This window comes from Vibrio jasicida CAIM 1864 = LMG 25398 (genome assembly GCF_000400365.1).
Classification (GTDB): domain Bacteria; phylum Pseudomonadota; class Gammaproteobacteria; order Enterobacterales; family Vibrionaceae; genus Vibrio; species Vibrio jasicida.
On record NZ_BAOG01000014.1, the window covers coordinates 131,167 to 157,449 of the forward strand.

Here is a 26,283-nt window from a genome sequence, read left to right on the forward strand (position 1 = left end):
CCTTTATTACTTTGCTCTTATGGAGTGTGGTAGGATTTACCCACACTTTTTCATACAGAATGCTTTTCAAACTGATAAATGACTCAGCCACTTCTATTCCATAAAACCTATTTACACCCTACCAGCAATGAGTGGGTCGTTTTCGTGCATGGTGCTGGTGGCAGTTCTTCAATATGGTTTAAACAATTAAAGGCCTATAAAGAGCACTTTAATTTGGTCTTAATCGATCTCCGTGGACACGGCAAGTCAAACCAGTTGATCAAAGAACTGATGACAAGTCGTTATACCTTTACTGAGGTGACACAGGACATTTTAAAGGTTCTGGATCATTTGAAGATCCAATCCGCACACTTTGTTGGTATGTCTTTGGGTACAATTATTGTGCGTAACCTTGCCGAAATGGCAACAGAGCGTGTGAGTTCTATGGTGCTTGGTGGGGCGGTAACGCGCTTAAACACTCGCTCTCAGATCTTAGTTAAACTCGGTAATCTTGGAAAGCACATCCTCCCTTACATGTGGCTGTATAAGCTCTTTGCTTACATCGTGATGCCACAAAAAAATCAACGCGAATCTCGTCACTTGTTTATTCGTGAAGCAAAGAAGTTATGCCAAAAAGAGTTTAAGCGTTGGTTCACACTGGCGGCGGATGTAAATCCGTTAATGAAGTATTTTAAAGATAAAGAGTTGCCTATTCCGACGCTGTACCTCATGGGGGATAGAGACTACATGTTCATTAAGCCAGTAAAAGAAATGGTTGCAGTGCATAAGCTAAGCTCATTACGTGAAATTCCAAATTGTGGCCACGTGTGCAACGTAGAACGTCCAGAAGATTTCAATCAACACTCTATTGAGTTTATTAAGCAGCAAAGTCTAGCGGCTTAATAGATTTGAGAACCGATCTAAAAAGATAGGGGAGCCATCATAGCTCCCCTATTTGATATCCACATTGCCAACAAGCACCAAACTGTCCCTCATTCTTCTCTGTACATTGCGGGCATTGCCAGTCTTGGTAAGTAAGCTCTGTTTGTTGTCGATAGTCTTCGACAATCACAGACGCCTTCAACTGCTGTTCCGGATGTAAAAGCCAAACATAGGGGTCTGTATCATCGCTGAAGGGCAACTCTCCCTTCAACCCAAACATACCTTCGCCTCTTACTTCACAGTGAATCTGTTCGGTTTTGAGGAGCTCACAAACGATATGAGCTTCCGCAGGGTTTTTAGCGATGAAGATTTTCATTAGGCATTTCCATTTTGAACTTGAGCAGGGCGGACCTTATTCATAACCCATTTAGCGATAATAGGGAACAAACCAAGCAGAGCAAATGATGCTAATACGGTTGGTGACACAATTCCTGAAAGACTGTCGATAGTGGCTAGTTGAGTGCCCGCATTTAAGTAAACGGCAGTACCAGGCAGCATGCCGATTTGGCTTGTTAAATAGAAGCGGCTGATAGACATCGGTGTTAACCCCATTAAGAGGTTAATCAAGAAAAATGGGAATACTGGGATCAAACGCAGTGAAAACAAATAAAACGCTCCGTCTTTTTCTACACCTTGGTTAATGGCATTTAACTTATTACCAAATTTACTTTGTACCCATTCACGTAATAAGTAGCGGCTGCTTAAGAAAGCAATTGTTGCGCCGATGGTGCTAGCAAAAGACACCAATAATAAACTGGTCCAAAAACCAAATAGGGCGGCGCCGAGCAGGGTAACAACGGCAGCTCCTGGAATAGAGAAAGCGGTGATTGCGATGTAAGCCAAGAAGTAGGTCGCCGCAGCAAACACAAAGTTTTGGTCAATGAACGTATTTAGTGCTGCTTGTTGTGCTTTGGCATTTTCTAAGGTGAGATACTGGCCAAAATTCACTCCTAAAAAGAGGATGGTTGCGAGCAGGATCAGTCCTAAAATCAGTTTCTTATTCATCGTAATTACTCCATTTGGCTTCTTAAATAATAAGACAGAATAAGAGAAGAAAAAATTTCAAAAAAAAACCGCAGTATGAAAACTGCGGTTTTTACTCAATGTCATGCTGATAGTGCGCGTTAAGACAATGCGCTCATCAGTTCTTCTCGGCGAGACTGAGGGACGACGCTCCAATGGGTGCCGTTGATTGCACCTTCTAACGCCCACAACAACTCAAGGCTTACCGTAGAGGCATGCGTATCTTGGATTGCTTTGTATGCGCTTAAGGCACCTTCTTCTTCTAATTGCTCGACAGAGTCGATGCCTGCTTTCTTCAACATACGTTCAGTTGCTAGGCGTAGATTTGGAAGGTCTTTCAATCGATTAGGCTTGGTGCTCGCTTGCTGTTTTTTTTCTTGCTTAGCAGTCTCAAGAGATTGCTTTGCAACATCAATCAAGCGATCCGTTGAATCCCATAGATCATCAGAAATAGCATAGTATTTCGTGACCACTGGGAAACCACGTTTCTTGTAGACGTACGGTTTTAGTCCTTGAGTCTCGAAGTCAGATGAAGTTTGTTGGTCTGCTCGAATATGAAGTTGATTGTTTACAACTAGTGCGAACATCGTTTCATCGGCGAAAAGCCCGAAGCCACCAAACATTGAGCGCGACTTGATAGTACCAAGTGCCTCAAACAGCTTCATTGAGTCTTTGAGTATCGGTTTATCCATGATGTGTTATCTCGGTGTAATTAATATTACGCCACCAAAAATCAGGTCCGAGAGATTAGCAAATGCATGCAGACACAATGTCATTAAAGGGTAAACTCACTTAATGCATATTTGCCATCGGTAACCCCGCTACCTTCCATCTAATAAGATGGTTCAGGCCGGAGGCTTTGCGTCCCACCCTTTCGAATGGTTTGCCCTGTGCGTGACACTTTGAGAATACTTCGTATATTGAATTAACATCACGTTTCAAACATGAAAGTGTGATCTTGGTTCAGTTAATAGTGATTTTTTGATGTGTTTGGTTTCATATTTGGGAACGGTCCCTTGTCATACAAAAGGTTGACGTAGGAAATGGACTACGCCCAATTAAAACAGCAACTTATCTAAATTAGGGGAGGTATTTATATTCTGAAATGTTTTTGGAATGTTATTTTTAGGCAATAAAAAAGCGCCCTTACGAGCGCTTTATAAAACTTCGGTGCCGCTTAGTTCAGTTTCTTAACTGTGTTGCGAACAACAATTTCTGGCTGCATTTCGAAAATGCGTTTTTCATGTTCTTTGTCTTTGATGCGTTCTAGCAAAATTTCAAAGGCATTCTTACCAACACGACGTTTTGGCTGGTGGATAGTCGTTAGCGGTGGCGAGAAGTACTCTGCTAGCTCGATGTTGTCGTAACCAATGACAGAGATATCTTCTGGTACTTTGATGCCGTTTTGCTGCAAGCGACTCATCAAACCAAGCGCCATGGTATCGTTAAAACAGAAAACGGCAGTCGGGCGTTTGTCCATTGCTGTGATGTTGTCAGCAGCAAGTACGGCAGTATCACACTCAAAGTTACCTTCAAGTACCCAATCTTCATTTACTGCTAAGTTTGCTTCTGCCATTGCGCGGCGGTAACCTGCAATGCGTTCTTGGCACGCGGCTTTTTCGAAGTGACCGCTCAAACAAGCAATATCAGTGTGACCATTGTCGATCAGATATTTTGTTGCGATGTAGCCACCTTCTTCAGAGTTATCAATGATCTTGTCAGCTTGCGAACTCTCTGGACCCCAGTCCATCACCACTTTCGGGATATCTGAATGACGGTCAAGCATCTCTTTTAGCTCTTCCGTTAAGTCAGAACACATCACTAAAATGCCATCTACACGTTTCTCCGCTAGCATGCGAATGTAGTCACGTTGCTTTTCGTAGATACCGCCAGTATTACATAGGATCAGCGTGTAACCTTGACGGTAACAATAGCTCTCAACGCCGTCGATAACTTCTGAGAAGAAAAGGTTAGTCGATTGCGTTACCAACATACCGATAGTGCGAGTTGAGTTACACTTCAAGCTACGTGCAACTGCACTTGGCGCGTAATTTAGTTCATCAACCGCTTTCATTACTTTTTCTTGGGTTGCTTCAGCAACAAAACGCGTTTTGTTGATTACGTGCGAAACTGTTGTGGTAGAAACGCCGGCTAAGCGAGCAACGTCTTTTATAGTGGCCATAAATGATGTCCTGTATCGAGCTACTGAATACCGTAGTGAATACAACCTTACGCTTAGTATGTTGCGCGAATTGAACCATATCTGAAGTTTAAGGTTCAATTAATTAGGCAGCGGTTGTTCCGAAATCGGTATAAAAAGGTTTGTAGCAACATTTGTTGCTGAATCTCATGTTCCTTACTTATATAAGTGAGGAATTGGTCAGCAATCTTGTTAATAAAACACAAAAACCGCCATATTTCAGCGGTTTACATATAAGTCGTATTTAATCGTTTGCGCTCACATTTTAGACTGATGTGGGCACACTAGCAATATTTTCAGCAGGTGTTTTGCGCTATTGAGGTCACATTTTAACTGCTAAATGGAAAGGGCTTCTATGTGCTAGATTAAAAATTAACGAATAAAATAGGGAGCCCGCTTGCGAGCTCCCTGAAATTGGCGGCAATTATTCACCAAGAAGGTAGGTGCTGTCCAGTTTACAAAATGCAATTAATAGTTGCGCAACGCTTACATAGAAACCAAATTCGTCGAATTGCTTACATTTCGCAGCAAACTGTGGCAACCAAGACATAAGATGCTTTTGGATTAAGTCGTTCTGTTTCTCGAACGCTTCTTCCATGTGTTTGTCTTGTTCTAATTCGTTAGAACGAATGATCATGTTACCTAAGAAGTCTAGTTCAACCGCTAAGTGATCCGCTGGCTCTTTCAGGTTCTCATCAACCTGAACACCAAAATCGGCCATCAGTTTTTCCATCTCTTCTGCTGGCTTGTCATTTAAAAGACCAGATTCACCGATGTACATAGATGCGTAAGGCAGTGCACCGTGCTTTTCTGTTTTCAGGAAAAGCTCGCAAAAGTCTGCAGCCAATTCAAGTTGCGCGTCTTCACGATCGTGTAGGCGGTTAAGTGCATCAACAAGGGTATCCACAGCTGGTTTTAATGACTCATTTTCACCAAGGCCAGCCAAAAAGCTTCGAATTTCAACACTGTGGTAGCTTTCTAGTTCTTTCTCTGTCAGTTCTTTTGCGAACAGGCTAGAAAACCACCAATAGATTTCTGCGCGTTTCTCGTTAAAAGCTTTCACTTCTTGCATTTTTTTGCTCCTGAATGGTTATCCCCTAAGTGTAAACAATTAAGATGAATAGCAGTAACTATAATTGTTATCCATTATGGGAAAATGTGCCGGTTTATGAATGGCTGTAAATAAGCTTGCTTTGAATCAATAAAATCGCAAAATCTTGCTTTTTAATGTATCTATGACTAGAAATGTTACTAGTTATGAATAGAATACGTCTTGGAAAATAAAAAAGACAGAAAGTGGTGTAAATGAGCTATCACGTATTAGTCGTAGAAGATGATGTTGTAACTCGTAGTAAGCTTGCGGGCTACTTCCAAAATGAAGGCTACAAAGTCAGTGAAGCAGAAAGCGGTGCTGAAATGCGCGAAGTGCTTCAAGGTGGTGATGTGGACCTTATCATGCTGGATATTAACCTGCCCGGTGAAGACGGTCTTATGCTTACGCGTGAATTACGCAGCCAATCAGATATCGGCATCATATTAGTGACAGGACGCACGGATAGCATTGACAAAATCGTTGGCCTAGAAATGGGTGCAGACGATTATGTGACAAAGCCTTTTGAACTAAGGGAATTATTGGTTCGCGTTAAGAACTTGCTGTGGCGCATTTCTGCAGCTCGCAATGGTTCACAAAAAATCGCGAACGATACTAATGAAGAACACATTGTACGTTTCGGTGAGTGGACGTTTGATATTCAACGTCGTGCTCTTAGCCGTAATGGTGAACCAGTGAAACTAACCAAAGCGGAATATGAGCTATTGGTGGCACTGTCTTCGTACCCAAATCAGGTACTAAGCCGCGAGCGTATTTTGAATATGATCAGCCACCGAGTGGATGCGCCAAACGATCGTACTATCGACGTACTGATTCGACGCATGCGCGCTAAGATGGAGTTTGATCCGAAGAACCCACAAATCTTTGTGACGGTTCATGGTGAAGGCTACATGTTCGCGGGTGACTAATTCATAGCGACAAAGAAAAAGGAGAGCATAGGCTCTCCTTTTTTGTGTCTGCAATTTTGCAATTTAGCGATGATGGACTTCATCTGCGATTGGTAAGCCTTCTATGGCTGCGCCACTTCAGGATCTTCAACTTCAACCATCGGTGTTTGACCTACGTTATCACGCAGTTTTTGCCATAACCCGCCAAGGTATTCATGCCAATACAGCTCAGTTTGCTCTAAGTAGCGAGCTTTTGGCGCGTACTTTTGCCAAGGTTGTTCGATATCATCAATCGCCATGAAGTTCGTTGGCGCTGGGATTGGCTTAATGCCCGCTGCGTTGAATTCATAAAGAGCACGCTTCATGTGACTGGCTGAAGTCACTAAAACAATGTCTTTCTGCTTAACAAACGCGGCAGCTTGGCGTGCTTCTTCCCAAGTATCTTTGGCATCCTCTAATAAAATAATATCGGATTTTGCGACACCTAGGGAAAGCGCTACGTTTGCCATCATACGAGCATGGCTGATTTCAGAGCCACCTGCGTAACCGGAAAGGATTAACTTCGCACCTGGGTACATACGCAAAATACGAATACCCTCAGTTAAACGCATTAAAGCGGTACGGCTCAGTTGAGACGTTGGTGGTATTTCATCATCTACCACGTGTCCATTACCAAGAACCATAACGTAGTCCACAGTGCCAGAAACCGGCAAAAACGCTTTGTACTCGCGTTCTAGAGGCATAAGAAGCTTGGTTGAAACGGGTTGGAAGGCAACAAGGAAGATGCCAACAAAAGAGAAAAGAACAACAAAGCAGCCAGTTTTACGTTTAGTGGTAAAACTGATGAGAGCAAGACCTAACAAGCCTATCAGTAGCAATGCTGGTAATGGCATCAGCAAGGCTGACATTACTTTTTTCAGCTCAAACATACATAAATAGTCCGAAAAAACATCAATTGATAATAAAAATGAGGATAACCCTCTTTATTCCTGCTTTCCTTGTGCCAGAATAGCGGCACAATCCGTTATGATAACTCAGCAGAAGTGACAGAAGACCGCAATTTCGACGATATCGCCCACAAATTTGCAAAAAATATTTACGGCTCCGATAAAGGGGAGATCCGCCAAATCATTGTGTGGGAAGATTTTCTACAGATTCTAAGTGAATTAGACGCCGACCATCAAGCCCTCCAAGTACTTGATGCCGGAGGTGGCTTAGCACAATTGTCGCAAAAGCTTGCTAAGCTCGGACATCACGTCGCTTTATGTGATCTATCTTCGGAAATGCTGCAACTAGCGAAACAGGATATTGAAAAAAACGGTTTGCTTGAGCAGTATCGCCTGATTCATTCACCTGTTCAATCCATTGGCGAGCATATGGACGCGCAGGTGGATCTTGTCATGTTCCATGCTGTGATGGAGTGGCTCGTTGATCCAAAAGCGGCACTCGAAACGGTATTGGAGCAGGTCAAACCGGGGGGCATTGCATCGGTTATGTTCTATAACCACCACGGCTTAGTCTATAAAAATGTGGTTTGTGGCAACATTCCTCATATTTTAGACGGCATGCCTCATCGGAAAAGATTTAAACTACAGCCACAAAAAGGCCTAAAACCCGAAGAGGTCTATCAATGGATAGAAGATTCTGGTTTTAGTATTTGTGGTAAATCTGGTATTCGTTCCTTTAGTGATTACATAGGTAATATGGAATACATGGGCGATTACGAGTTTGAAGATGTGTTGGCGCTAGAAAAACAACTTTGTCGACAAGAGCCATACCTCTCATTAGGCCGCTATATCCACGTGTGGGCTAAGAAGAACGATAAACAGGAATAACGATGAGTGAGATGACTCTCAATGCTGCAGAGCAACCAATCGATGAGTTGGTTGGCTGGGTTAAGCAGCACGATTTCTCGTTGAACCTGACCACTGAGCGACTGGCGTTTTTGATTGCCATCGCCGTACTAAGTAATGAAAGGTTCGATGAAGAATTGGGTGAAGGTGAATTGCACGACGCATTTGCCATCGTCACTCGACTATTTGATGAGACGGGCGAAGCTTCGGCTTTCCGCGCGAATAATGCCATCAACGAGATGGTTAAGCAGCGTCTTATGAGCCGTTTTGTCAGTGAGATTACTGACGGAGCGAGCATTTACCGCTTGTCGCCATTAGCGATAGGAATCACCGACTACTACGTGCGTCATCGCGAGTTCTCGAAACTGCGTCTTTCTATTCAGCTATCGATGGTAGCGGATGAAATGGCAAAAGCGATTGAAGCAGCACAAAAAGGTGGTACTCCGGGCCACTGGAAGAAAAACGTTTACGGGATTTTGAAATATTCTGTAGGCGAAATCTTCGATCAAATCGACCTTAACCAACGTGTGATGGATGAGCAGCAACAGTCTGTGAAACAACAGATTGCAGACCTGCTTAACAAAGACTGGCGTGAAGCGATCAACAACTGTGAAGCGCTACTGTCAGAAACCTCCAGCACGTTGCGTGAACTTCAAGATACGCTGCAAGCTGCCAGTGATGAACTGCAAACTCAGATCCTAGATATCCAAGAGATCGTCTACGGTGACCCTGAACTTGAATTCATCGATGAAGCGTTGTTTGGTCTGCAAATGAAGCTAGACCGAATTACCAGCTGGGGCCAGCAAGCGATCGACCTTTGGATTGGTTATGACCGACACGTGCACAAGTTCATCCGTACCGCTATCGATATGGATAAGAACCGAGCATTTAGCTCGCGTTTGCGTCAATCCATGAAAGATTACTTCGATATGCCTTGGTATCTGACTTATGCAGATGCGGAAAGGCTTTCTGACCTTCGTGACGAAGCTTTGGTACTGCGTGATGACGAAGTCACTGGCCAAGTTCCGATGGAAGTGGAATACGAAGAGTTTCAACAAGTCAATGATGAGTTGGCAGAGCGAATTGGTGACATGCTGAAAGCGCATAAAGATCAAGGCACACCAATCGACTTGAGCGTGGTTCTGCGAGATTACCTTGCACAGCACCCATATACTCATCACTTTGATTTAGCTCGCATTGTCGTTGATCAGGCGGTTCGTCTGGGTTATTCAGAATCCGACTATCAAGCCATTCAGCCAGACTGGAAAGCAATCAACGAATTTGGGGCAAAGGTACAAGCGAATGTCATCGACCGATACTAATGAATACATGTCAGATAATCTGGCAAAAGCAATTTCTAACCCTCTGTTCCCAGCGCTAGATAGCATGCTTCGAGCAGGGCGCCATGTTTCAAGTGAAGATCTAGACAACCACGCGTTGTTGTCGGATTTCGAACTTGAGCTTTCTTCTTTTTACCAGCGTTACAACACCGAATTGGTGAAAGCGCCAGAAGGTTTCTTCTACCTTCGCCCACGTTCTACTTCTTTGATTGGTCGTAGTGTCCTTTCTGAGCTGGATATGCTGGTGGGTAAGGTACTGTGTTTCCTTTACCTAAGCCCGGAGCGTCTTGCGCACGAAGGCATCTTCACTAACCAAGAGTTATACGACGAACTGCTTGCACTAGCAGATGAAAACAAGCTGATGAAGCTAGTGACGAACCGCGCAACCGGTTCTGACCTTGATAAAGAAAAGCTGTTTGAAAAAGTACGTACGTCACTTCGTCGTCTGCGCCGCCTAGGCATGATCATCAACATCGGTGAAACGGGTAAATTCAGCATCAGCGAAGCGGTATTCCGTTTTGGTGCTGATGTACGTGTTGGCGATGATGTGCGTGAAGCACAGTTGCGTCTGATCCGTGATGGTGAAGCGGTAGTGCACACTAAAGAACCAAGTCAAGGCAGCCTATTGTCTGAAGAAGAACAAGACGACCAAGCCCAAGAAGAAATTAAAGAAGAGGGTGAAGCATGAGCATGATTGAACGCGGTAAATACCAATCGCTGACCATGGTCAACTGGAACGGCTTCTTTGCCCGTACGTTTGACATCGATGGTCTGGTCACCACGCTATCAGGTGGTAATGGTGCAGGTAAATCAACCACTATGGCGGCATTCATCACCGCACTGATTCCTGACCAAACGCTACTGCACTTCCGTAACACGACAGAAGCAGGCAGCAGCCAGTCGTCTCGCGACAAAGGTTTGTACGGTAAGCTACAACCGGGCGCGTGTTACGCGGCGCTGGACGTGGTGAACTCACGTAACCAACGTCTATTGTTCGCAGTAAAACTGCAGCAAGTTGCGGGTCGTGATAAGAAAGTAGACATCAAACCGTTTGTTATCCAAGGTCTTCCAAGTCATGTGAAACCAACGGATATCTTGGTTGAAAGCGTATCTGCGACTCAAGCTCGTGTACGTCAAATCAACGAAGTAAAAGAATCGATCGCCGAGTTTGAGGGCGTTCAATTCAAAGCGTTCTCTTCTATTGTGGATTACCACGCGCAAATGTTTGAATTCGGTGTGATTCCGAAGAAACTGCGTAACTCTGGTGACCGTTCTAAATTCTACCGCCTGATCGAAGCATCGCTTTACGGTGGTATCTCAAGTGCAATTACACGCTCGCTACGTGATTACCTTCTGCCACAAAACGGCGGCGTGAAGAAAGCGTTCCAAGATATGGAATCGGCGCTGCGTGAAAACCGCATGACACTAGAAGCGATCAAAACCACGCAAGCCGACCGTGACTTGTTCAAACACTTGATCACAGAGTCGACTAACTACGTAGCCGCGGACTACATGCGTCACGCGAACGATCGTCGCAATAAGCTGGATAAAACGCTGTCATTGCGTTCAGAGCTGTTCGGTTCTCGTGAAACTCTCGTTGAGCAAAACAACCTGCTTAACCGTGTTCAAGAAGAGCTAGAACTGTTGATCGAGTCGGAATCTGCGCTAGAGCAGGATTACCAAGCTGCTTCTGATCACTTGCAATTGGTGCAAAACGCACTGCGTCAGCAAGAGAAGATCGAACGCTACCAAGAAGATCTTGAAGAGCTGAGTGAGCGTCTTGAAGAACAGATGATGGTCGTGGAAGAAGCGCAAGAACGCGTGATGATGGTAGAAGAACAAGCAACCGTTGCGGAAGAAGAGGTGGACAGCCTTAAGACGCAACTAGCGGACTACCAACAAGCACTCGACGTTCAGCAAACTCGCGCCCTTCAATACCAACAAGCGGTTCAAGCGCTGGAAAAAGCGAAGCAACTACTTGGCGATGACAGCCTAACGGCAGAATCGGCGCAAGCGCTTGTCTCTGAGCTTAAGAGCAAAGAATCAGATAGCACTAACGCGTTGCTATCGGTTAAGCACAAACTGGACATGTCTTCTGCAGCAGCAGAGCAGTTCGAAACCGCGCTTAAACTGGTACAAAGCATCGTTGGTCAAGTTGAGCGTAAAGACGCGTCTGAACATGCGAAAACCGCAATTGCGAAAGCGCGTGAATCTCAGCAAGTCGCGCAAAACGAACAACAATGGCGTGCACAGCACCGTGACCTTGAGCGTAGCCTTAACCAGCAACGTCAAGCACGTGAGCTCGTTAACGAATACCAAAAGCAGTTCCATGTTGAACTGACTGACGAAATCACGTTTGAGCAAGAGCGTGAACGTCATGCGATGCAAATCGACTCACTTGAAATGACGCAGGAAGACGTGCGTGAGCAACGCAGCGAACAGCGTCGTCTAGAGCAAGATGCAGCAGCGGAAATCAACAAGCTAGAAGCCATTGCTCCAACGTGGATTGCAGCGAACGATGCGCTAGAAAAACTGCGTGAGCAAAGTGGCGCTGAGCTAGAAGATAGCCAGTCAGTCATGAGCCAAATGCAAGTGGTGCTTGAGCAAGAGAAAACCCTTTCTCTGGCAAAAGACAAACTGGCAGAGCGTCGCAGTCAGCTTGATACCGAGATTGAGCGTCTTGCTTCTCCTGGTGGTTCAAACGACCCTCGCCTGAAAGGTTTGGCAGATACTCTAGGCGGCGTATTGCTGTCAGAGATCTATGATGACATCACTATTGATGACGCGCCTTACTTCAGTGCGATGTACGGTCCGGCTCGTCACGCTATCGTTGTTTCTGACCTATCTGGTATCGAAGAGAAACTGGTAGAGCTAGACGACTGTCCAGAAGACTTGTACATCATTGAAGGTGACATCGATGCCTTTGATGACAGCTCATTCGACGCAGAAGAGTTAGAAGGCGCGGTTTGTGTTCGCATGAACGATCGCCAAATGCGTTACTCTCGCTTGCCTGAAATCCCACTGTTTGGCCGTGCAGCACGTGAGCAACGTTTAGAGCTACTACGCAATGAACGTGAAGAAGTTGTTGAGAAGCACGCGAAAGCAGCATTCGATTCGCAAAAAATGCAGCGTCTGTTCCAAGCGTTCAACCAGTTCGTGGCAAGCCACATTCAAGTAGCATTCGAAGCTGACCCAGAGCAAACGCTGGCAACCATTCGCGACAAGCGTAACCAAATCGCTCGCGTACTGGCTGATCTGGATGCGAAAGAGCAACAACAACGTTCTCAGCTTCAAACCAGCAAGCAAGCGTTGTCTTCTCTAGACAAGCTAGCACCAAACATGGCGCTGATTGAAGATGAGTCGCTGCAAGCACGCTTTGATGAGTTGGAAGAGAAAATCGCCCAGCTTTCAGAAGCAAAAGCTTTCCTAAATAACCACGCGAAAGCGGTGGCGGAACTGGAAAAAGTCGCAGTTGCCCTAGACGCTGACCCAGAGCAATTCGATGCGCTAGAAGCGGAATACAAAGCGGCAGACCAACAGCTGCAAGATCTTAAGAAGCAAATCTTTGCACTCTCAGATCTCGTTGAACGTCGTCACTACTTCGCTTACTCAGACTCAGTAGACTTACTGAACAAGAGCAGCGAATTGAGTGAGCAGTTAAAAGCGAAATTGGTTCAAGCGGAGCAGATGCGCACACGCTCTCGTGAAGAGTTGAAGCAATCGCAAGGTCAAATGAACCAATACAACCAAGTGCTAGCGTCTTTGAAGAGCTCACACCAAGCGAAGCTTGAAACGGTTCAAGAGTTCAAACAAGAGTTGCAAGAGTTTGGTGTTAACGCAGACGAAGGTTCAGAAGAACGTGCAATGCGTCGTCGTGACGAGCTGCATGAGCGTCTGCATACGTCTCGTGGCCGTAAGAGTGAATACGAGCGTACCATTACTTCTACTGAGCTAGAAATGAAGGGCTTGGCGAAACGTCTGAAGAAAGTTCAGAAAGAATACGTTGAGCTGCGTACGTTCGTGGTTGCCGCGAAAGCAGGCTGGTGCTCAGTACTTCGCCTAGCGCGTGAGAACGATGTTGAGCGTCGTCTACACAAACGTGAACTGGCTTACATGTCAGCGGATGAACTGCGTTCAATGTCGGATAAATCATTGGGTGCGCTACGTCTAGCGGTTGCGAACAACGATGATCTTCGTGATGCGCTGCGTCTATCAGAAGACAATGCACGTCCAGAGCGTAAGGTTCTGTTCTACATCGCGGTTTACCAACATCTTCGTGAGCGTATTCGTCAAGATATCATCCGTACTGATGATCCAGTCGAAGCGATCGAAGAGATGGAAGTAGAGCTGGCACGTCTAACGGAAGAGCTAACGCAACGTGAAAACCGCCTAGCGATCAGCTCTGAGTCAGTAGCAAGCATCATCAAGAAGACGATTCAGCGTGAGCAAAACCGTATCCGTATGCTAAACCAAGGCTTGTCGAACATCTCGTTCGGTCAGGTGAAGGGCGTACGTCTAAACGTGAAGATCCGCGAAAGTCACGAAGTGCTACTGAACGGTCTAGCGACACAGCAAGAGCAGCATAAAGATCTGTTTGAATCGACTCGCTTTACCTTCTCTGAAGCAATGGCGAAACTGTTCCAACGCGTGAACCCACACATCGATATGGGTCAACGTTCTCCTCAGGTTTTGGGTGAAGAGTTATTGGATTACCGTAACTACCTAGAGCTAAGTGTAGAAGTGAACCGTGGTACAGATGGCTGGTTGCAAGCGGAATCTGGCGCGCTATCAACAGGTGAGGCGATCGGTACTGGTCAGTCAATCCTACTGATGGTTGTTCAGAGCTGGGAAGAAGAATCACGCCGTTTGCGCAGCAAAGACATTGTACCTTGTCGTTTGCTCTTCTTGGATGAAGCAGCGCGTCTGGATACAAAATCGATCGCGACGTTGTTTGAATTGTGTGACCGTCTGGATATGCAGCTTCTTATCGCAGCGCCAGAAAACATCAGCCCAGAGAAAGGGACGACCTACAAACTGGTGCGTAAGGTGTTTAAAGATCACGAACACGTACACGTGGTTGGTTTACGTGGCTTTGGTCAAACAGACAAACCTAAGACCGAAGCGCAAGAGATGATTGAAGAGTTTGAATCCTAAACTCCGAATCTAATAAAACGCCCGCAATGAATGCGGGCGTTTTTGTTTCTGTTCTGATGAACAACAAGCTTACAACTGAGGCGCTTGTCGTCGATATTGTCTTGGTGAGTCCCCACTCCATTTACGAAAGGCGCAGCGGAAGTTTGCGCTGTCTGAAAAGCCAATACGTTCGGAGATCTCTTCAACGCTCATTTGTGTCGATGCGAGATAGTGACGAGCTAAGTGGAAGCGAACATGGTCGAGAATTTGCTGATAGCTGGTCTCTTCCGATTTAAGGTGGCGTCGTAGCGTTCTTGAAGACATGCCTAATTCACTGGACAGTTGCTCTATCGACGGATAGCTCCCCGGCCTTTCGACGAACATTTGTGTGATCTTCTCTTTTAAACTGGCACTGCCACTCACTTTTGCCAACATTTCATCGCAAGACTTCAAGCACATTTGTAGCGTCATTGTATTTGCTGCAGGTAGCGGCTCATATAAGCTGGTGGCATCAAACTGCCATTCTAAACGATCACTATTGAATTCAATTTCGCAATGGAACACTTGTTCGTAAAGTTCGCTGTGTTCTGGTTCAGGGTAGGGGAAGCGGATCACCTTCGAAGGGAAAGGCTTCTGCATTACCTCTTCACACAAGCTTTGAATGGCCGCGAACCAATATTCACAACAAAATGGCAGTAGTGATTGTAGATCGATAAGTTGCTCTGCACGAAAGTAGCCCGAATTATCTTCCACCCACATTTTTTTCTTTAAAACGGGTCCTGCCAGCCGAAGATACTTAAAACCCATCATCAAAGCATCGAGTAGGGTGCTACTGCTGAAAACGGCATACCCAAGTACACCAAAGTCACTAAAGCGAGCTTGTTGTCCCACTTTTAGGCCAAGCCCCGGTTCTCCTGAATGAGCAATTGCGTTACTAAAAATGGTCAGTTTCTGAGCAAGGGTAATATGCGTGTCCGGCGCATAAAGTTCGAGAGCAGTAATACCACTGCCTTCAAGTAACGTTTCTACCTTTATACTGGGCTCAAGGTCGCGTGTGAGTAGCTGCAAGTCCAAAACACCACAGGATTCGGTATCTGGCTCATAAACTGCGGTGTATTCCATGCGTTTCCCCTCTACATTCAGATATATCCTAGCGTGTATTGGGATGGTATTCAGTCATCCTTGTCTCAAAGCTGTCCGAATATCACCGTTTTTTGTCTCTTTGTAACCTGTGCTACATGTTATCAAAATGTTGTAATTGAATAAAATGCACGGTAGGAGAGAAACATGAATGTACTGGCAACGCAAAATAAGGAAATACAACGCGAACAAGGCACGTTTGCAACCAATGATCCTTTAGTCGGTGAGCTCACCATGTGGTTCTCGGAATTACAGTCTGCATACCAAGCTGAGCCGAACGCGACATTTGCGGTGAGAAAGCACCGACTCTTGGCGTTAAAGAAACAGTTGTCCCGTTATCAAGATGTCTTGGCAGACGCGATGAGTGAAGATTTTGGTGGCCGGAGTCACACCGAGTCCATTATGGCTGATGTGCTTGCGCCTATCCTCGATATCAACCATGTTGTTCGCCACCTTAAAGGTTGGATGAAGCCAAGTCGAAGACCAACAGAGTGGTTATTCAAGGGCAATAAGCTGGAAGTGCGTTATCAACCAAAAGGGGTAGTTGGTATCATCTGTCCTTGGAATTTCCCGCTTTATCTGTCGATTGGTCCTATGATCACTGCGTTGGCTGCGGGTAATCGCTGCATGATTAAAATGCCACCAAATTGCCCGGCAACCACTCGACAAATGCGTCGTATGTTAGGCGAAATATTCCCTGAGAACTTAGTTCGTATTGTGGATGGCAACCACCCAGAGGCGATGGAAATCTCTCATCTACCTTTTGATCACCTTGTGTTCACTGGGTCGCCAGCCAGCGGAAAAGTCATCATGGCCAATGCGGCAGCGAATCTAACGCCTGTGACCTTAGAGCTAGGTGGTAAATCCCCTGTGGTGGTATTTGATGATTATGACGTTGCAAAAGCCGCAGAGCGCATTGCTCATGGTAAAGGTTTTAATTCAGGGCAAATTTGTATCGCACCAGATTACGCGTTTGTACCAGAAGGTAAGCAAGCAGCGTTTGTTGAGGCGTTAAAGCACGCACATCAAACCATGTACGGAGAGATCAAAGCCAATCAGGATTACACCGCGTTAGTCGATGATGCCCAGCACAAACGATTCCACGATCTACTGGCGGATGCACGTGGTAAAGGGGCGACTATCACTCAATGCCTCGACTATGGTGAAGGGCGTAAAACACCGCTGTACATCGCTACCAACCTGACACCCGAAATGCGTATTTGCCAAGAGGAAATCTTTGGCCCGCTTCTTCCTATTCACACTTACCGTTCTCTCGATGAGGTAATTCAATACATTATCGAGAGGCCACGACCGCTAGCATGTTACTTATTTAGCAATAATGCCGCGCAACGCGAAATCTTGCTTACTCAAACCCATAGTGGTGGTGTCACGATCAACGACTGGGGGTGGCATGTACTCAACCATTCAGTGCCATTTGGTGGCGTGGGTAACTCCGGCATTGGTAATTACCATGGAGAAGAAGGTTTTCGCGAACTCAGCCATGCGCGCACGGTACTAAAAATGCGCGATTGGTTCCCGATTCAGTTGTTTGCACCGCCGTATGGCAACATGGTGCAGAAGCTGGTACTGCGAGTGTTTGCGGGCAAACCCGACCCAGATTTAAACAAGCACTCATAACCCTCAATACTTACCTCTCTACATAAAGAATCTTCAGTAGCCAGTGCTCGCTGGCTGCCTTGCGACCAAAGGAGATCATGGATGCACAACCTTGCTGTCAATCTGGAGCGCAGTGCTGCGCTCTTTCCTTCAAAAGCTGCGCTCAGGATGGGCGATGATGAAATCAACTACGCACTGCTCGACAAATTTGCAGGCAATATTGCTACGAACCTAAATCGACTTGGACTAAAAGTTGGTGACAAAGTTGCACTGTCTTGTCCAAACATTACTTACTTCCCAATCGTGTATTACGGGATTTTAAAAGCAGGCTGTGTCGTAGTTCCTTTGAATGTGCTGTTTAAAGGCCGTGAGATTGCTTACCACCTCAACGACTCTGATGCAAAAGCGTATTTCTGCTTTGAAGGAAGCGAAGAGCTGCCAATGGGAAGCTACGGTAGACACGGTTTCTCTGAAGCTGAGCAGTGCGAACACTTTATCTCTTTGTCAGAACGATGCAGAGAAGAAGAGCACGCTGTTGATGCTTGGCTTATGCAAGACAATAAGCTATTTGAGTCAATCAGCAGAAATGGTGATGATACCGCCGTTATTCTTTATACCTCAGGCACGACTGGTCAGCCGAAAGGGGCGGAGTTATCTCACACCAACATGTTAACGAACGCTATGTCTTCCCAGTATCTGATGCGGTTGGAATACAGTGATACCACTATGGCAACCTTGCCTCTGTTCCACAGTTTTGGTCAGACCGTGATGATGAATGCCAGTGTGCTGACAGGCTCTACTATGGTGTTGATCCCGCGCTTTGAGCCAAAGTTTGTGATTGAACAAATCATCCAGCATAAAGTCAGCGTATTTGCAGGTGTGCCTACAATGTACATCGCATTACTCAGAGCGGGTGAGCAATCTCCGGAGCATTCCGAATTAGTAAAGCACAGTCTTCGCATAGGAGTGTCTGGTGGGGCTTCTATGCCTGTAGAAGTGATTCGTCGATTTGAACAACGCTTTGAACTGCCAGTATTGGAGGGTTATGGATTATCAGAAACCGCACCAGTGGCCACGTTTAATCATAGTGATGGAGACCGACTACCAGGCAGTGTCGGACAACCATTATGTGGCTACGTGATTAAGATTGCGGACGTAAAAGGTCACGCCCAAGCCGTGGGTGAATTAGGGGAAGTATGCATAAAAAGCCCAAGTGTAATGAAAGGCTATTACGGACGACCAGAAGCAAATCGTGAGGCGTTGCGCGATGGTTGGTTTTTAACGGGCGATATTGGACGAGTGGATAAACACGGCAACTTGTTCATTGTCGACCGCGTTAAAGACATGATTATCCGAGGCGGTTATAACGTCTATCCGCGTGAAATAGAAGAAGTCTTAATGTGTCATCCTGATGTAGAAATGGTCGCTGTTGTCGGTGAACACGATGACCGCCTTGGTGAAGAGGTACATGCGCATGTTGTGCTTCATCAAGATGCAAAAACGGATAGTCACACTTTGATTACTTGGTGTAGAGAGCAACTTGCTGACTACAAATACCCACGCCGTGTTTTCATTCGTAAAGCACTGCCTATGACCGCCACAGGCAAGATTTTAAAGCGAGAGCTTCACCCTTTAGATGTCGCGGAGGTAGATGATGGACAGTTATGATTTTATTATTGTGGGCGGTGGTTCAGCCGGATGTGTTTTAGCGTCTCGACTCACTGAAGATCCTAATGTCACTGTATGCTTGTTGGAAGCGGGCGGGCCGGATTCAAGTCCCTTTATTCATACGCCGGTTGGTGTCGTAGCGATGATGCCAACCAAAATAAACAACTGGGGTTTTGAAACCATTCCTCAATCGGGCTTGAATGGTCGCAAGGGTTATCAACCAAGGGGCAAGACGTTAGGTGGCTCGAGTTCGATCAATGCGATGATGTATGCCAGAGGACACCGATACGACTACGATCTTTGGGCAAGCCTTGGGAATGAAGGGTGGAGCTATCAAGATTGCCTGCCGTACTTCAAGAAAGCCGAAAATAACGAAGTCCATCATGATGAATTTCACGGGCAAGGTGGGCCACTGAACGTCGCGAACTTACGCTCGCCAAGTGATGTTCTTGAGCGTTATTTAACCGCTTGTGAGTCGATAGGTATACCTCGTAATCACGATATCAACGGAGCCGACCAGTTTGGTGTTATGCCAACCCAAGTAACGCAGCGTAATGGGGAGCGATGCAGCGCCGCAAAAGCCTATCTGACTCCAAACCTGAACCGACCTAATCTGACTGTCTTGACCAAAGCGACGACTCATAAAGTGTTGTTTGAAGGAAATCGAGCTGTTGGAGTTGAGTATGGTCTGAAAGGACAGAGCTTTCAGATCAAATGCACGAAAGAAGTGATTCTTTCAGCTGGGGCGTTTGGCTCTCCGCAGATCCTGATGCTTTCAGGTGTGGGGGCAAAGAAAGAATTAGAATCCCACGGAATCGAGCAAATCCATGAATTGCCCGGTGTCGGGGAGAATCTGCAGGATCATATTGATTTGGTTCATACTTACCGGAGCAGCGCGAAGCGAGATACGTTTGGTGTATCACTCAAAATGGCATCCGAAATGACTAAGGCTTTACCACAGTGGATGAAAACACGTAATGGGAAAATGACCAGTAATTTTGCAGAAGGTATAGGGTTCTTGCGTTCAGGTGATGATGTCGACGTGCCCGATCTAGAGTTTGTCTTTGTGGTGGCGGTGGTTGACGATCACGCTCGTAAGATCCACGCTAGTCACGGGTTTAGTTCGCATGTGACGTTACTTCGACCGAAAAGTATTGGGACGGTTAAGCTAAACAGTGCAAACCCTTATGATGTACCAAAGATTGACCCTGCTTTTTTCAGTCACCCTGAAGACATGGAAATCATGATTAAAGGCTGGAAGAAGCAACACCAAATGCTGGAAAGCCAAGCGTTTGATGACATACGCGGGGCCAGCTTTTATCCTGTGGATGCGAACGATGAGAAAGCCATCGAGCAAGATATTCGTAATCGAGCGGATACCCAATATCATCCCGTAGGCTCCTGCAAAATGGGTATGGCGAACGATCCTTTCGCCGTGGTAGATAGCAATCTTAAGGTTTATGGATTAGAGGCACTAAGAGTTGTCGACGCGTCGATTATGCCGACGCTAGTGGGCGGGAATACCAATGCGCCAACCATTATGATCGCGGAGAAAGTGGCGGATACCATCAAAGCTAGTTATCGCTTAGATGAGAGTATTGAGAAGCAAGCCACCGCTTCGATATAAGTTACACCCTTCAAAAAATAAAATAAGCCGAGGTTGTAGGACAACAGTCTCGGCTTATTAGCAGGCACTTAAAAGCGAAAAGGTAAGTGCTATTCTTCTGAAAAGTCGTTTCCGGTTTCGATCATTTCAGCAAGCTCATCAAGTGCTTGGACAGAGATTTCCGACAAACGTTGTAAATGTTGATCAAAGTTCTCTTGTTCAACAAGCGGTGTTTCATTGTTATTAATTTCTTTTGTTAGCATCGCCCAACCTCTTGAGTTGAGTAAGGGGGAGACGACATGATAAGCAAAAGTATGAGAAAAAAAGAAACGATCCATGTGTAATCTGTTAGCTGGATCATCGATTGCAGTGATAGAAGTGATGAATTACTTAGAAAGCGAGCGATAGAGCTCAAATATGAAAGGTTAGCTAGCAGCTACGTTAATAGCTGCTAGCTAAGAGATTAGAACTGAGATTTAGAACCAAACTGTTCAGCAGCGTAAGCAACGCGCTCTTTTGGTTTTGGATATTCGGCCGGCATACCAAGGTTTTCAATGTGTTTTAAACGAGGTAGCAAACCCGCGCCGTTGGCGATTTGAATAGCCAAACCCGGACGAGCGTTCAACTCCAACACCATTGGTCCTTCTTCTTTGTCCAACACCATGTCAGTACCCATGTAACCAAGTCCTGTCATTTCCCACGCACTCGATGCAAGCTCTAATAAGCGCTCCCAATGAGGTACTTGTAGGGTTGATAGATCTTTGCCAGTATCTGGGTGATGCGTAACAGGTTGGTCAAATTGCACCGCACGAATGGCTTTGCCTGTCGCAATATCAATACCAACACCTACTGCACCTTGGTGAAGGTTGGCCTTGCCATCTGAGGCTGCAGTAGAGCAGCGCATCATTGCCATCACTGGGTAGCCTTTAAAGACGATAATACGAACGTCAGGCACGCCTTCGTAACTGAAACCATCAAAACAGTCATCGAACTTGATTAGGTTTTCTACGACTGCAACGTCATTCTTACCACCTAGAGAAAACAGACCAGCCAGTGCGTTACTGATATGGCGCTCTACATCCTCTTTATTGATGGTTGCACCAGATGGCTTGGTGTAAACGCCATCTTTGTGCGAAGTGATAACAAGGATACCCTTACCACCACTTCCTTGCGCTGGCTTGATTACAAAACCTGGCCAGTCCAATACCATCTTGTGGATCTTTTTGACTTCAGCTTGGCTGTCAATCACGCCGATAAGAGCAGGCACTGTCGCACCTGCTGCTTCAGCAATGATTTTTGTCTTTAGCTTGTCATCCACCAACGGGTATTTTGAGCGATCATTGTAGCGACCAATATAGCTATGGTTACGCTTGTTCATCCCCATAATGCCTTTATGGCGAAGCTTTGCTGGCGAAGTGAAACGTTCAAACATCGTTTAGTCCTCCGCTAGTGGCTTAAATCGACGTAGCTCTGTTAGACGGTAGCCTGTGTAAGTACCTAGTAATAGGATGCCTGCAAGAACAATCAGTTGTAGGCCAATGAAGTTAAACGTTAAGTGTTGGATATAAACGTTCGTCATCGCTAGGTAAACCAAGACAGCGGTTAGTAGTGAACCACCACCTTGAAGAACTACTTCTTTCGCACCTTCTTCTTCCCATAGAATCGACATACGTTCGATCGTCCATGACAAGATGATCATAGGGAAGAACGTAATTGTTAGACCTTCTGTTAGGCCAATCTTGAACGCGACTACGGTGAAGACCGAGATGATCATAATTACGGTTATGATTACGGCGGATATCCTTGCAACCAGAAGTAAGTTAAGCCTCGAGAGGTAACTTCGTATTATCAAGCCAGTACCGACAATTAATAGGAAGCCGACAATACCAGTTACCAGTTGCGTTTGAACAAAGGCAACCGCAATCAATACTGGCATGAAGGTACCCGAAGTTTTCAGACCGATGATGACACGCAGGAACACAACAATCAGTGCGCCGATTGGGATCAACATGATGGTCTTAAACATGGCTTGCTCTTCAAGTGGCAAACTATGGATAGAAAGGTTGAGTAGGCCATCCGCTTCCACTTTATTGTCAGTGGCTTGCTGTGGAGTCACTTCCTGCTTAATCATAGAGAAGTGAACTTGGCTGTTTTTACCGCCAACTAAGTCAAGTAGGGAAACGTTCGATTCATCCCATACGAGAAGGTTAGGTTGTGCTGCGGCTTGCTCTGAATTTGGCGAGAAGAGAACCCATTCTTCCCCCGACCATACCTGAACCATAGGCTGAATAGCTTGACGACGGCGGCCGTCTTCTAATTCGATTACACCAACGATTTTGCTTTGCACTCCAGCAGTCAGTAGGATCTTGTGTAATGCATCGGTACGATCAAAGTCATTAAGAATCAGCGCTGAGTTTTGGCTGTCTGGATCGTTTAGCGTTTTGATCAGCTCGCGAGCAAAGGTGACATTGTCTGCTGAGCGGCTCATTGCACGTTCAATCAATGCATTTGCGGCGGCTTGTTGCGGCGCTGAAAGGGTAGGTTTTGTGATTTCACCTGCAGGTGGCTGTTCATCCACTTTTGCTTGTGGGTCAACTAAGAACTGGGCTTTGTAGTAAATAGTTTGTGGGCCACTTGCTTGACGGATTGACCATTCTGCACGACGACCAGAGTCTGAGTTGACGTAAGAAACGCCGTAACCTGGAGACGATGCTGATTCACCAATCAGGGTGTAACCATTTTGAGTATGCGGCGCAGCAAGAGAAGCTTTTACTTCGTTGCCATTCGCATTAAATTCGATACGGGCTTCAACATCCCAAATTTGACGTGTTTCACCTGGAGTCCAAGGTACGCCGTAATTCTGATGTCTGAAAACACTCAAAGCGATGCCTGCAATCACCAACAGGATGATTGACAGGTAAAACGGTATTCTGGACGTCATAATCTACCTTATTATTTTTTATCTTCTTCCGTTTGAACGTATTTACGGCTCACATCAACGAGTGCGATGTCGCGCATAAACTCTCTTCCTAGTAACACAGGATGGTTCATTTGAGAACGATCTGCCAACGTAAATTGCGCTTTTTCATGAATTTTTCCAACGCGCACCCAAAGTTCAACAACAGCTCGACGCTCTAGTTCTTCAGTGGTTGCTTGACGGATTTTCACGTAGCGAATAATTGGCGCTTCAATCCAAATGTCTTTCTCTTCATCTGACTTGGTATTGTCAGCAAGATGGAAACGCACCCAGTTTTTGCCATTTCTTTCGAATTCTTCAATATCGACTGCATTTAATGAAGACGTTGCTGCGCCAGTATCGACACGTGCATCGAAAGTTTGTTTGATGGAGTCAATAGTCACTCGCTCTATGGAGCCCAGGACAATGTCATGAGTAGGAGTCGCCTGAACAGGCGCAGGAGCTTGAACGATAATAGGCTCTTTCGGCTTTCTTACTTCGTCCATCGCTTCTTTACGGAAGGTATTGAGTTCGCCATTTAACTTATCCACTTGGCCTTCTAAACTTTCGATGTAATCCGATTGGTTACTAAGTTGAAGCTCTAAGTTGGTAACGCGAGTATTGAAATTCGTCTCTGAAGCTTGAATAGCGGCTAACGTTTCTTGGTGGTACTGTTCGCCTTTTGTAAGGGTACATCCTGACAATAGGGCGATTGCAACAACCGGAGTCAATCGTATAAACATTGAAAACCTTGGGATTGGATTAAGTTGTTTGTTTTTTAAGAGTTTAGCGTTATCGCCAAAGGCTCACAAGTAAGAATCTCTCGCAGTCTCTTACAGAGTGAGGAATAGTGACGAAAAGCTAAAAAATTAAGGACGCAATATGCATCCTTAATTAGATTGAAGAGAGGTTAATGTCTTAAAGGAAGGAGTGAGTTAAGACAATGTCAGAAATCTCAGTTAATTATGGCTTAGTTGCGACAAGTACCGCACGACGAGGGGCAGGGTAGCCTTCAACGGTTTTCGTTGGGTCGTTTGGATCAAGGTAGTCAGGCAGTGAGTTATGTGTCATCCAGTCAGTAGTACGTTGTTCTCCGACTGACGTTACATTCTCATCTACGATACGAACGTCTTTAAAGCCAACCAATTCTAGCCAAACTTTTAGTGCTTTCGCTGAAGGAAAGAAATACACATTACGCATTTGCGCGTAACGAGAAGTCGGAACCAATACGGCGTTCTCATCGCCTTCAATCACTAGTGTCTCTAGTACAAGCTCACCGCCTGCCACTAACTGGTCTTTCAGTTGCACCAAGTGATCCAGTGGGGAGCGGCGGTGGTAAAGGACGCCCATACTAAATACAGTGTCGAATGCTTCTAACTTTGGTAGTTGTTCAATACCTAATGGAAGAAGGTGAGCACGTTGGTCATCGCCCATCAACTTACGAATCGCTTCGAACTGAATTAGGAACAGGTGAGAAGGATCGATACCAACCGTTAAGCGTGCACCTTCACCCAGCATGCGCCACATGTGGTAGCCGTTACCACAACCTACATCGAGCACACTGCGGTTTTTCAGAGGTGAGATGTGCGGTAGAACACGATCCCATTTCCAGTCACTGCGCCATTCAGTATCGATATGAATACCGTGCACTGTGTATGGACCTTTGCGCCACGGGTGGAACGTACGCAGCAGGCTTTCTAGCTTTTTCAGCTCACCTTCATGAAAAGGCGTATCGTTGCTGATGGTCACTGAGTTTTTGATGTCCACTTGGTTTGGTGCACCTTGTGGGATCTTGTTCAGCGCTTTTAGCCAGCGACCAAAATCACCGTGCTCAGCATTTTGCCAATCTGTTAACTGTTGAGGTAATACGTTTAGCCACGGCTGAAGACGAGTGTCTTGCGCGATTAACTGATAAAAATTAGCAAAATTAAACATAGTTTTTCACTGAGTAATAAATTAAAAAATTGACACTAAATGCGAAACGTTAAGACTTTCTCGCTTCTCGCTTCTCGCTTCTCGCTTCTCGCTTCTCGCTATTTAATCGCAAACATCGAACCGAAGTTAAAGCACTGGAACCAAACGTCGTAGCTTGAGAAACCAATTTTCGCGAAACGCTCTTTATGATCTTTCTTCGAATCAGGGCGCATCACGTTTTCAATTGCGCTGCGCTTTTGGCTGATCTCAAGTTCGCTGTAGCCATTTGCACGTTTAAAGTCGTGGTGAAGGTCAATCAACAGCTCGTTAGACACTTCATCTTCAAACACAAACTTCTCAGACAGAATCAAAATGCCACCTGGGCGCAAACCCGCGTAGATTTTCTCCAATAGCGCGTAGCGGTCTTCTGGAGAAAGGAATTGCAGTGTGAAGTTCAATACCACAACCGACGCGTTTTCGATTTCAATATCGCGGATATCCGCTTCTACCACATCAACTGGCGTGTCACTTCGGTAGGCGTTTACATGAAGCTTACAGCGCTCAACCATCGCAGGAGAGTTGTCCACTGCAATGATTTGACAACCTTCTTGTTTGATATGACGACGCATAGACAGCGTAGCAGCACCCAAAGAACAGCCTAGATCGTAGATGTTTGAGTGAGGTTTAACAAAACGCTCTGCCAACATACCAATGGCAGAAATGATGTTGCTGTAACCCGGCACCGATCGTTGAATCATGTCAGGGAAAACTTCCGCTACGCGTTCATCGAACGTGAAATCCCCAATTTTATCGATTGGAGCCGAAAAAATAGTATCTGGATTGCTGTTAGGGTTCATAACCAAATCTCTGCATACAAGCTGCCCGAAACGTCAGGCATCAAAAAAGGCGCGTAT

Annotated in this window: 22 protein-coding genes and 1 riboswitch; of the genes, 9 read left to right on the forward strand and 13 right to left on the reverse strand. The window is 45.7% G+C overall.

Going from position 1 to position 26,283, the window contains the following annotated elements; all coding sequences use genetic code 11:
* The first annotated feature begins 78 nt into the window (after nucleotides 1-78).
* Entirely contained in the window at nucleotides 79-882 is an 804-nt protein-coding gene (locus VJL_RS04155) for an alpha/beta fold hydrolase (protein WP_038866759.1), read from the forward strand.
* 37 nt (nucleotides 883-919) lie between these two features.
* On the opposite strand, the gene VJL_RS04160 is transcribed toward VJL_RS04155, so the two are convergent.
* From VJL_RS04160 to torD, 5 genes are all read right to left on the reverse strand, one after another.
* Entirely contained in the window at nucleotides 920-1,237 is a 318-nt protein-coding gene (locus VJL_RS04160; RefSeq protein WP_038875957.1) for a putative signal transducing protein, read from the reverse strand.
* On the reverse strand, nucleotides 1,237-1,926 hold the full coding sequence (locus VJL_RS04165) for a TVP38/TMEM64 family protein (protein WP_038866761.1): 690 nt from the start codon (nucleotides 1,924-1,926) through the stop codon (nucleotides 1,237-1,239). Before VJL_RS04165 ends, VJL_RS04160 begins: the two co-directional genes overlap by 1 nt.
* 119 nt (nucleotides 1,927-2,045) lie before the next feature.
* Nucleotides 2,046-2,636 (reverse strand): TfoX/Sxy family DNA transformation protein, encoded by a 591-nt coding sequence (locus VJL_RS04170; RefSeq protein WP_038866763.1) that lies wholly within the window; start codon nucleotides 2,634-2,636, stop codon nucleotides 2,046-2,048.
* Between the two features lie 116 nt (nucleotides 2,637-2,752).
* Nucleotides 2,753-2,842, reverse strand: a riboswitch (cyclic di-GMP riboswitch).
* A gap of 279 nt (nucleotides 2,843-3,121) precedes the next feature.
* Nucleotides 3,122-4,126 carry an HTH-type transcriptional repressor PurR gene (gene purR / locus VJL_RS04175; RefSeq protein ID WP_038866766.1) on the reverse strand — a complete coding sequence of 335 codons (1,005 nt, stop codon included), beginning with the start codon at nucleotides 4,124-4,126 and terminating at the stop codon, nucleotides 3,122-3,124.
* A 442-nt stretch (nucleotides 4,127-4,568) separates the two neighbouring features.
* Nucleotides 4,569-5,216, reverse strand: a complete 648-nt coding sequence (torD, locus tag VJL_RS04180) for a molecular chaperone TorD (protein ID WP_038875959.1) — start codon at nucleotides 5,214-5,216, stop codon at nucleotides 4,569-4,571.
* Nucleotides 5,217-5,449: 233 nt separating this feature from the next.
* On the opposite strand from torD, the gene torR reads away from it, so the two are divergent.
* A complete protein-coding gene (torR, locus tag VJL_RS04185; protein WP_038866769.1) occupies nucleotides 5,450-6,163 on the forward strand; it encodes a two-component system response regulator TorR in 714 nt (237 codons plus the stop codon).
* A 101-nt stretch (nucleotides 6,164-6,264) separates the two neighbouring features.
* Here torR and elyC read toward each other — a convergent pair whose 3' ends face one another.
* Complete coding sequence (gene elyC / locus VJL_RS04190) at nucleotides 6,265-7,071, reverse strand: envelope biogenesis factor ElyC (protein ID WP_038866771.1); 807 nt, start codon at nucleotides 7,069-7,071, stop codon at nucleotides 6,265-6,267.
* Between the two features lie 114 nt (nucleotides 7,072-7,185).
* Here elyC and cmoM point away from each other — a divergent pair, with 114 nt between their 5' ends.
* Genes cmoM through mukB form a run of 4 tightly spaced genes read left to right on the forward strand, consistent with a single transcriptional unit; the run spans nucleotide 7,186 to nucleotide 14,489 of the window.
* Entirely contained in the window at nucleotides 7,186-7,977 is a 792-nt protein-coding gene (gene cmoM / locus VJL_RS04195; protein ID WP_038876035.1) for a tRNA uridine 5-oxyacetic acid(34) methyltransferase CmoM, read from the forward strand.
* 2 nt (nucleotides 7,978-7,979) lie between these two features.
* Nucleotides 7,980-9,317: a chromosome partition protein MukF gene (gene mukF / locus VJL_RS04200; protein ID WP_038866773.1), complete on the forward strand. Its 1,338-nt coding sequence runs from the start codon at nucleotides 7,980-7,982 to the stop codon at nucleotides 9,315-9,317.
* On the forward strand, nucleotides 9,298-10,023 hold the full coding sequence (gene mukE / locus VJL_RS04205) for a chromosome partition protein MukE (RefSeq protein ID WP_038866775.1): 726 nt from the start codon (nucleotides 9,298-9,300) through the stop codon (nucleotides 10,021-10,023). The genes mukF and mukE overlap by 20 nt, the downstream gene beginning before the upstream one ends.
* A 2-nt stretch (nucleotides 10,024-10,025) precedes the next feature.
* The gene (gene mukB / locus VJL_RS04210) at nucleotides 10,026-14,489 is read left to right on the forward strand and encodes a chromosome partition protein MukB (protein WP_038876037.1); all 4,464 of its coding nucleotides are present in this window, start codon (nucleotides 10,026-10,028) and stop codon (nucleotides 14,487-14,489) included.
* Nucleotides 14,490-14,558: 69 nt separating this feature from the next.
* Here mukB and VJL_RS04215 read toward each other — a convergent pair whose 3' ends face one another.
* Nucleotides 14,559-15,590, reverse strand: coding sequence for an AraC family transcriptional regulator (locus tag VJL_RS04215; protein ID WP_038875960.1), 1,032 nt, complete (start codon nucleotides 15,588-15,590; stop codon nucleotides 14,559-14,561).
* A 165-nt stretch (nucleotides 15,591-15,755) separates the two neighbouring features.
* On the opposite strand from VJL_RS04215, the gene VJL_RS04220 reads away from it, so the two are divergent.
* From VJL_RS04220 to VJL_RS04230, 3 genes are all read left to right on the forward strand, one after another.
* Nucleotides 15,756-17,246, forward strand: coding sequence for a coniferyl aldehyde dehydrogenase (locus tag VJL_RS04220; protein WP_038875962.1), 1,491 nt, complete (start codon nucleotides 15,756-15,758; stop codon nucleotides 17,244-17,246).
* An 81-nt stretch (nucleotides 17,247-17,327) separates the two neighbouring features.
* On the forward strand, nucleotides 17,328-18,893 hold the full coding sequence (locus tag VJL_RS04225) for a long-chain-fatty-acid--CoA ligase (RefSeq protein ID WP_038875964.1): 1,566 nt from the start codon (nucleotides 17,328-17,330) through the stop codon (nucleotides 18,891-18,893).
* Entirely contained in the window at nucleotides 18,880-20,520 is a 1,641-nt protein-coding gene (locus tag VJL_RS04230; protein WP_038875966.1) for a GMC family oxidoreductase, read from the forward strand. The genes VJL_RS04225 and VJL_RS04230 overlap by 14 nt, the downstream gene beginning before the upstream one ends.
* An 89-nt stretch (nucleotides 20,521-20,609) precedes the next feature.
* Here VJL_RS04230 and VJL_RS28840 read toward each other — a convergent pair whose 3' ends face one another.
* The 6 genes from VJL_RS28840 to cmoA form a co-directional block, all read right to left on the reverse strand.
* Nucleotides 20,610-20,837, reverse strand: a complete 228-nt coding sequence (locus VJL_RS28840; protein WP_162142535.1) for a hypothetical protein — start codon at nucleotides 20,835-20,837, stop codon at nucleotides 20,610-20,612.
* A gap of 125 nt (nucleotides 20,838-20,962) precedes the next feature.
* Nucleotides 20,963-21,931 carry an alpha-L-glutamate ligase-like protein gene (locus tag VJL_RS04235; protein WP_038866784.1) on the reverse strand — a complete coding sequence of 323 codons (969 nt, stop codon included), beginning with the start codon at nucleotides 21,929-21,931 and terminating at the stop codon, nucleotides 20,963-20,965.
* A gap of 3 nt (nucleotides 21,932-21,934) precedes the next feature.
* Nucleotides 21,935-23,440 (reverse strand): inactive transglutaminase family protein, encoded by a 1,506-nt coding sequence (locus VJL_RS04240; RefSeq protein WP_038866785.1) that lies wholly within the window; start codon nucleotides 23,438-23,440, stop codon nucleotides 21,935-21,937.
* A gap of 11 nt (nucleotides 23,441-23,451) precedes the next feature.
* Nucleotides 23,452-24,198: an ATP-dependent zinc protease family protein gene (locus VJL_RS04245; protein WP_038866788.1), complete on the reverse strand. Its 747-nt coding sequence runs from the start codon at nucleotides 24,196-24,198 to the stop codon at nucleotides 23,452-23,454.
* A gap of 220 nt (nucleotides 24,199-24,418) precedes the next feature.
* On the reverse strand, nucleotides 24,419-25,390 hold the full coding sequence (cmoB, locus tag VJL_RS04250) for a tRNA 5-methoxyuridine(34)/uridine 5-oxyacetic acid(34) synthase CmoB (RefSeq protein WP_038875968.1): 972 nt from the start codon (nucleotides 25,388-25,390) through the stop codon (nucleotides 24,419-24,421).
* Between the two features lie 98 nt (nucleotides 25,391-25,488).
* On the reverse strand, nucleotides 25,489-26,226 hold the full coding sequence (cmoA, locus tag VJL_RS04255; protein ID WP_038866790.1) for a carboxy-S-adenosyl-L-methionine synthase CmoA: 738 nt from the start codon (nucleotides 26,224-26,226) through the stop codon (nucleotides 25,489-25,491).
* Nucleotides 26,227-26,283: the final 57 nt, after the last annotated feature.

Excerpts from the sequence above, each read along its gene's own strand:
- VJL_RS04245 (WP_038866788.1), bottom strand. The coding sequence starts at position 24,198 with ATGTTTATACGATTGACTCCGGTTGTTGCAATCGCCCTATTGTCAGGA.
- torD (WP_038875959.1), bottom strand. The coding sequence starts at position 5,216 with ATGCAAGAAGTGAAAGCTTTTAACGAGAAACGCGCAGAAATCTATTGG.
- VJL_RS04165 (WP_038866761.1), bottom strand. The coding sequence starts at position 1,926 with ATGAATAAGAAACTGATTTTAGGACTGATCCTGCTCGCAACCATCCTC.
- mukF (WP_038866773.1), top strand. The coding sequence starts at position 7,980 with ATGAGTGAGATGACTCTCAATGCTGCAGAGCAACCAATCGATGAGTTG.
- VJL_RS04170 (WP_038866763.1), bottom strand. The coding sequence starts at position 2,636 with ATGGATAAACCGATACTCAAAGACTCAATGAAGCTGTTTGAGGCACTT.
- mukB (WP_038876037.1), top strand. The coding sequence starts at position 10,026 with ATGATTGAACGCGGTAAATACCAATCGCTGACCATGGTCAACTGGAAC.
- VJL_RS04220 (WP_038875962.1), top strand. The coding sequence starts at position 15,756 with ATGAATGTACTGGCAACGCAAAATAAGGAAATACAACGCGAACAAGGC.
- VJL_RS28840 (WP_162142535.1), bottom strand. The coding sequence starts at position 20,837 with ATGGATCGTTTCTTTTTTTCTCATACTTTTGCTTATCATGTCGTCTCC.
- VJL_RS04155 (WP_038866759.1), top strand. The coding sequence starts at position 79 with ATGACTCAGCCACTTCTATTCCATAAAACCTATTTACACCCTACCAGC.
- purR (WP_038866766.1), bottom strand. The coding sequence starts at position 4,126 with ATGGCCACTATAAAAGACGTTGCTCGCTTAGCCGGCGTTTCTACCACA.
- torR (WP_038866769.1), top strand. The coding sequence starts at position 5,450 with ATGAGCTATCACGTATTAGTCGTAGAAGATGATGTTGTAACTCGTAGT.
- VJL_RS04160 (WP_038875957.1), bottom strand. The coding sequence starts at position 1,237 with ATGAAAATCTTCATCGCTAAAAACCCTGCGGAAGCTCATATCGTTTGT.
- VJL_RS04230 (WP_038875966.1), top strand. The coding sequence starts at position 18,880 with ATGGACAGTTATGATTTTATTATTGTGGGCGGTGGTTCAGCCGGATGT.
- VJL_RS04240 (WP_038866785.1), bottom strand. The coding sequence starts at position 23,440 with ATGACGTCCAGAATACCGTTTTACCTGTCAATCATCCTGTTGGTGATT.
- elyC (WP_038866771.1), bottom strand. The coding sequence starts at position 7,071 with ATGTTTGAGCTGAAAAAAGTAATGTCAGCCTTGCTGATGCCATTACCA.
- VJL_RS04225 (WP_038875964.1), top strand. The coding sequence starts at position 17,328 with ATGCACAACCTTGCTGTCAATCTGGAGCGCAGTGCTGCGCTCTTTCCT.
- VJL_RS04235 (WP_038866784.1), bottom strand. The coding sequence starts at position 21,931 with ATGTTTGAACGTTTCACTTCGCCAGCAAAGCTTCGCCATAAAGGCATT.
- cmoA (WP_038866790.1), bottom strand. The coding sequence starts at position 26,226 with ATGAACCCTAACAGCAATCCAGATACTATTTTTTCGGCTCCAATCGAT.
- VJL_RS04215 (WP_038875960.1), bottom strand. The coding sequence starts at position 15,590 with ATGGAATACACCGCAGTTTATGAGCCAGATACCGAATCCTGTGGTGTT.
- cmoB (WP_038875968.1), bottom strand. The coding sequence starts at position 25,390 with ATGTTTAATTTTGCTAATTTTTATCAGTTAATCGCGCAAGACACTCGT.
- mukE (WP_038866775.1), top strand. The coding sequence starts at position 9,298 with ATGTCATCGACCGATACTAATGAATACATGTCAGATAATCTGGCAAAA.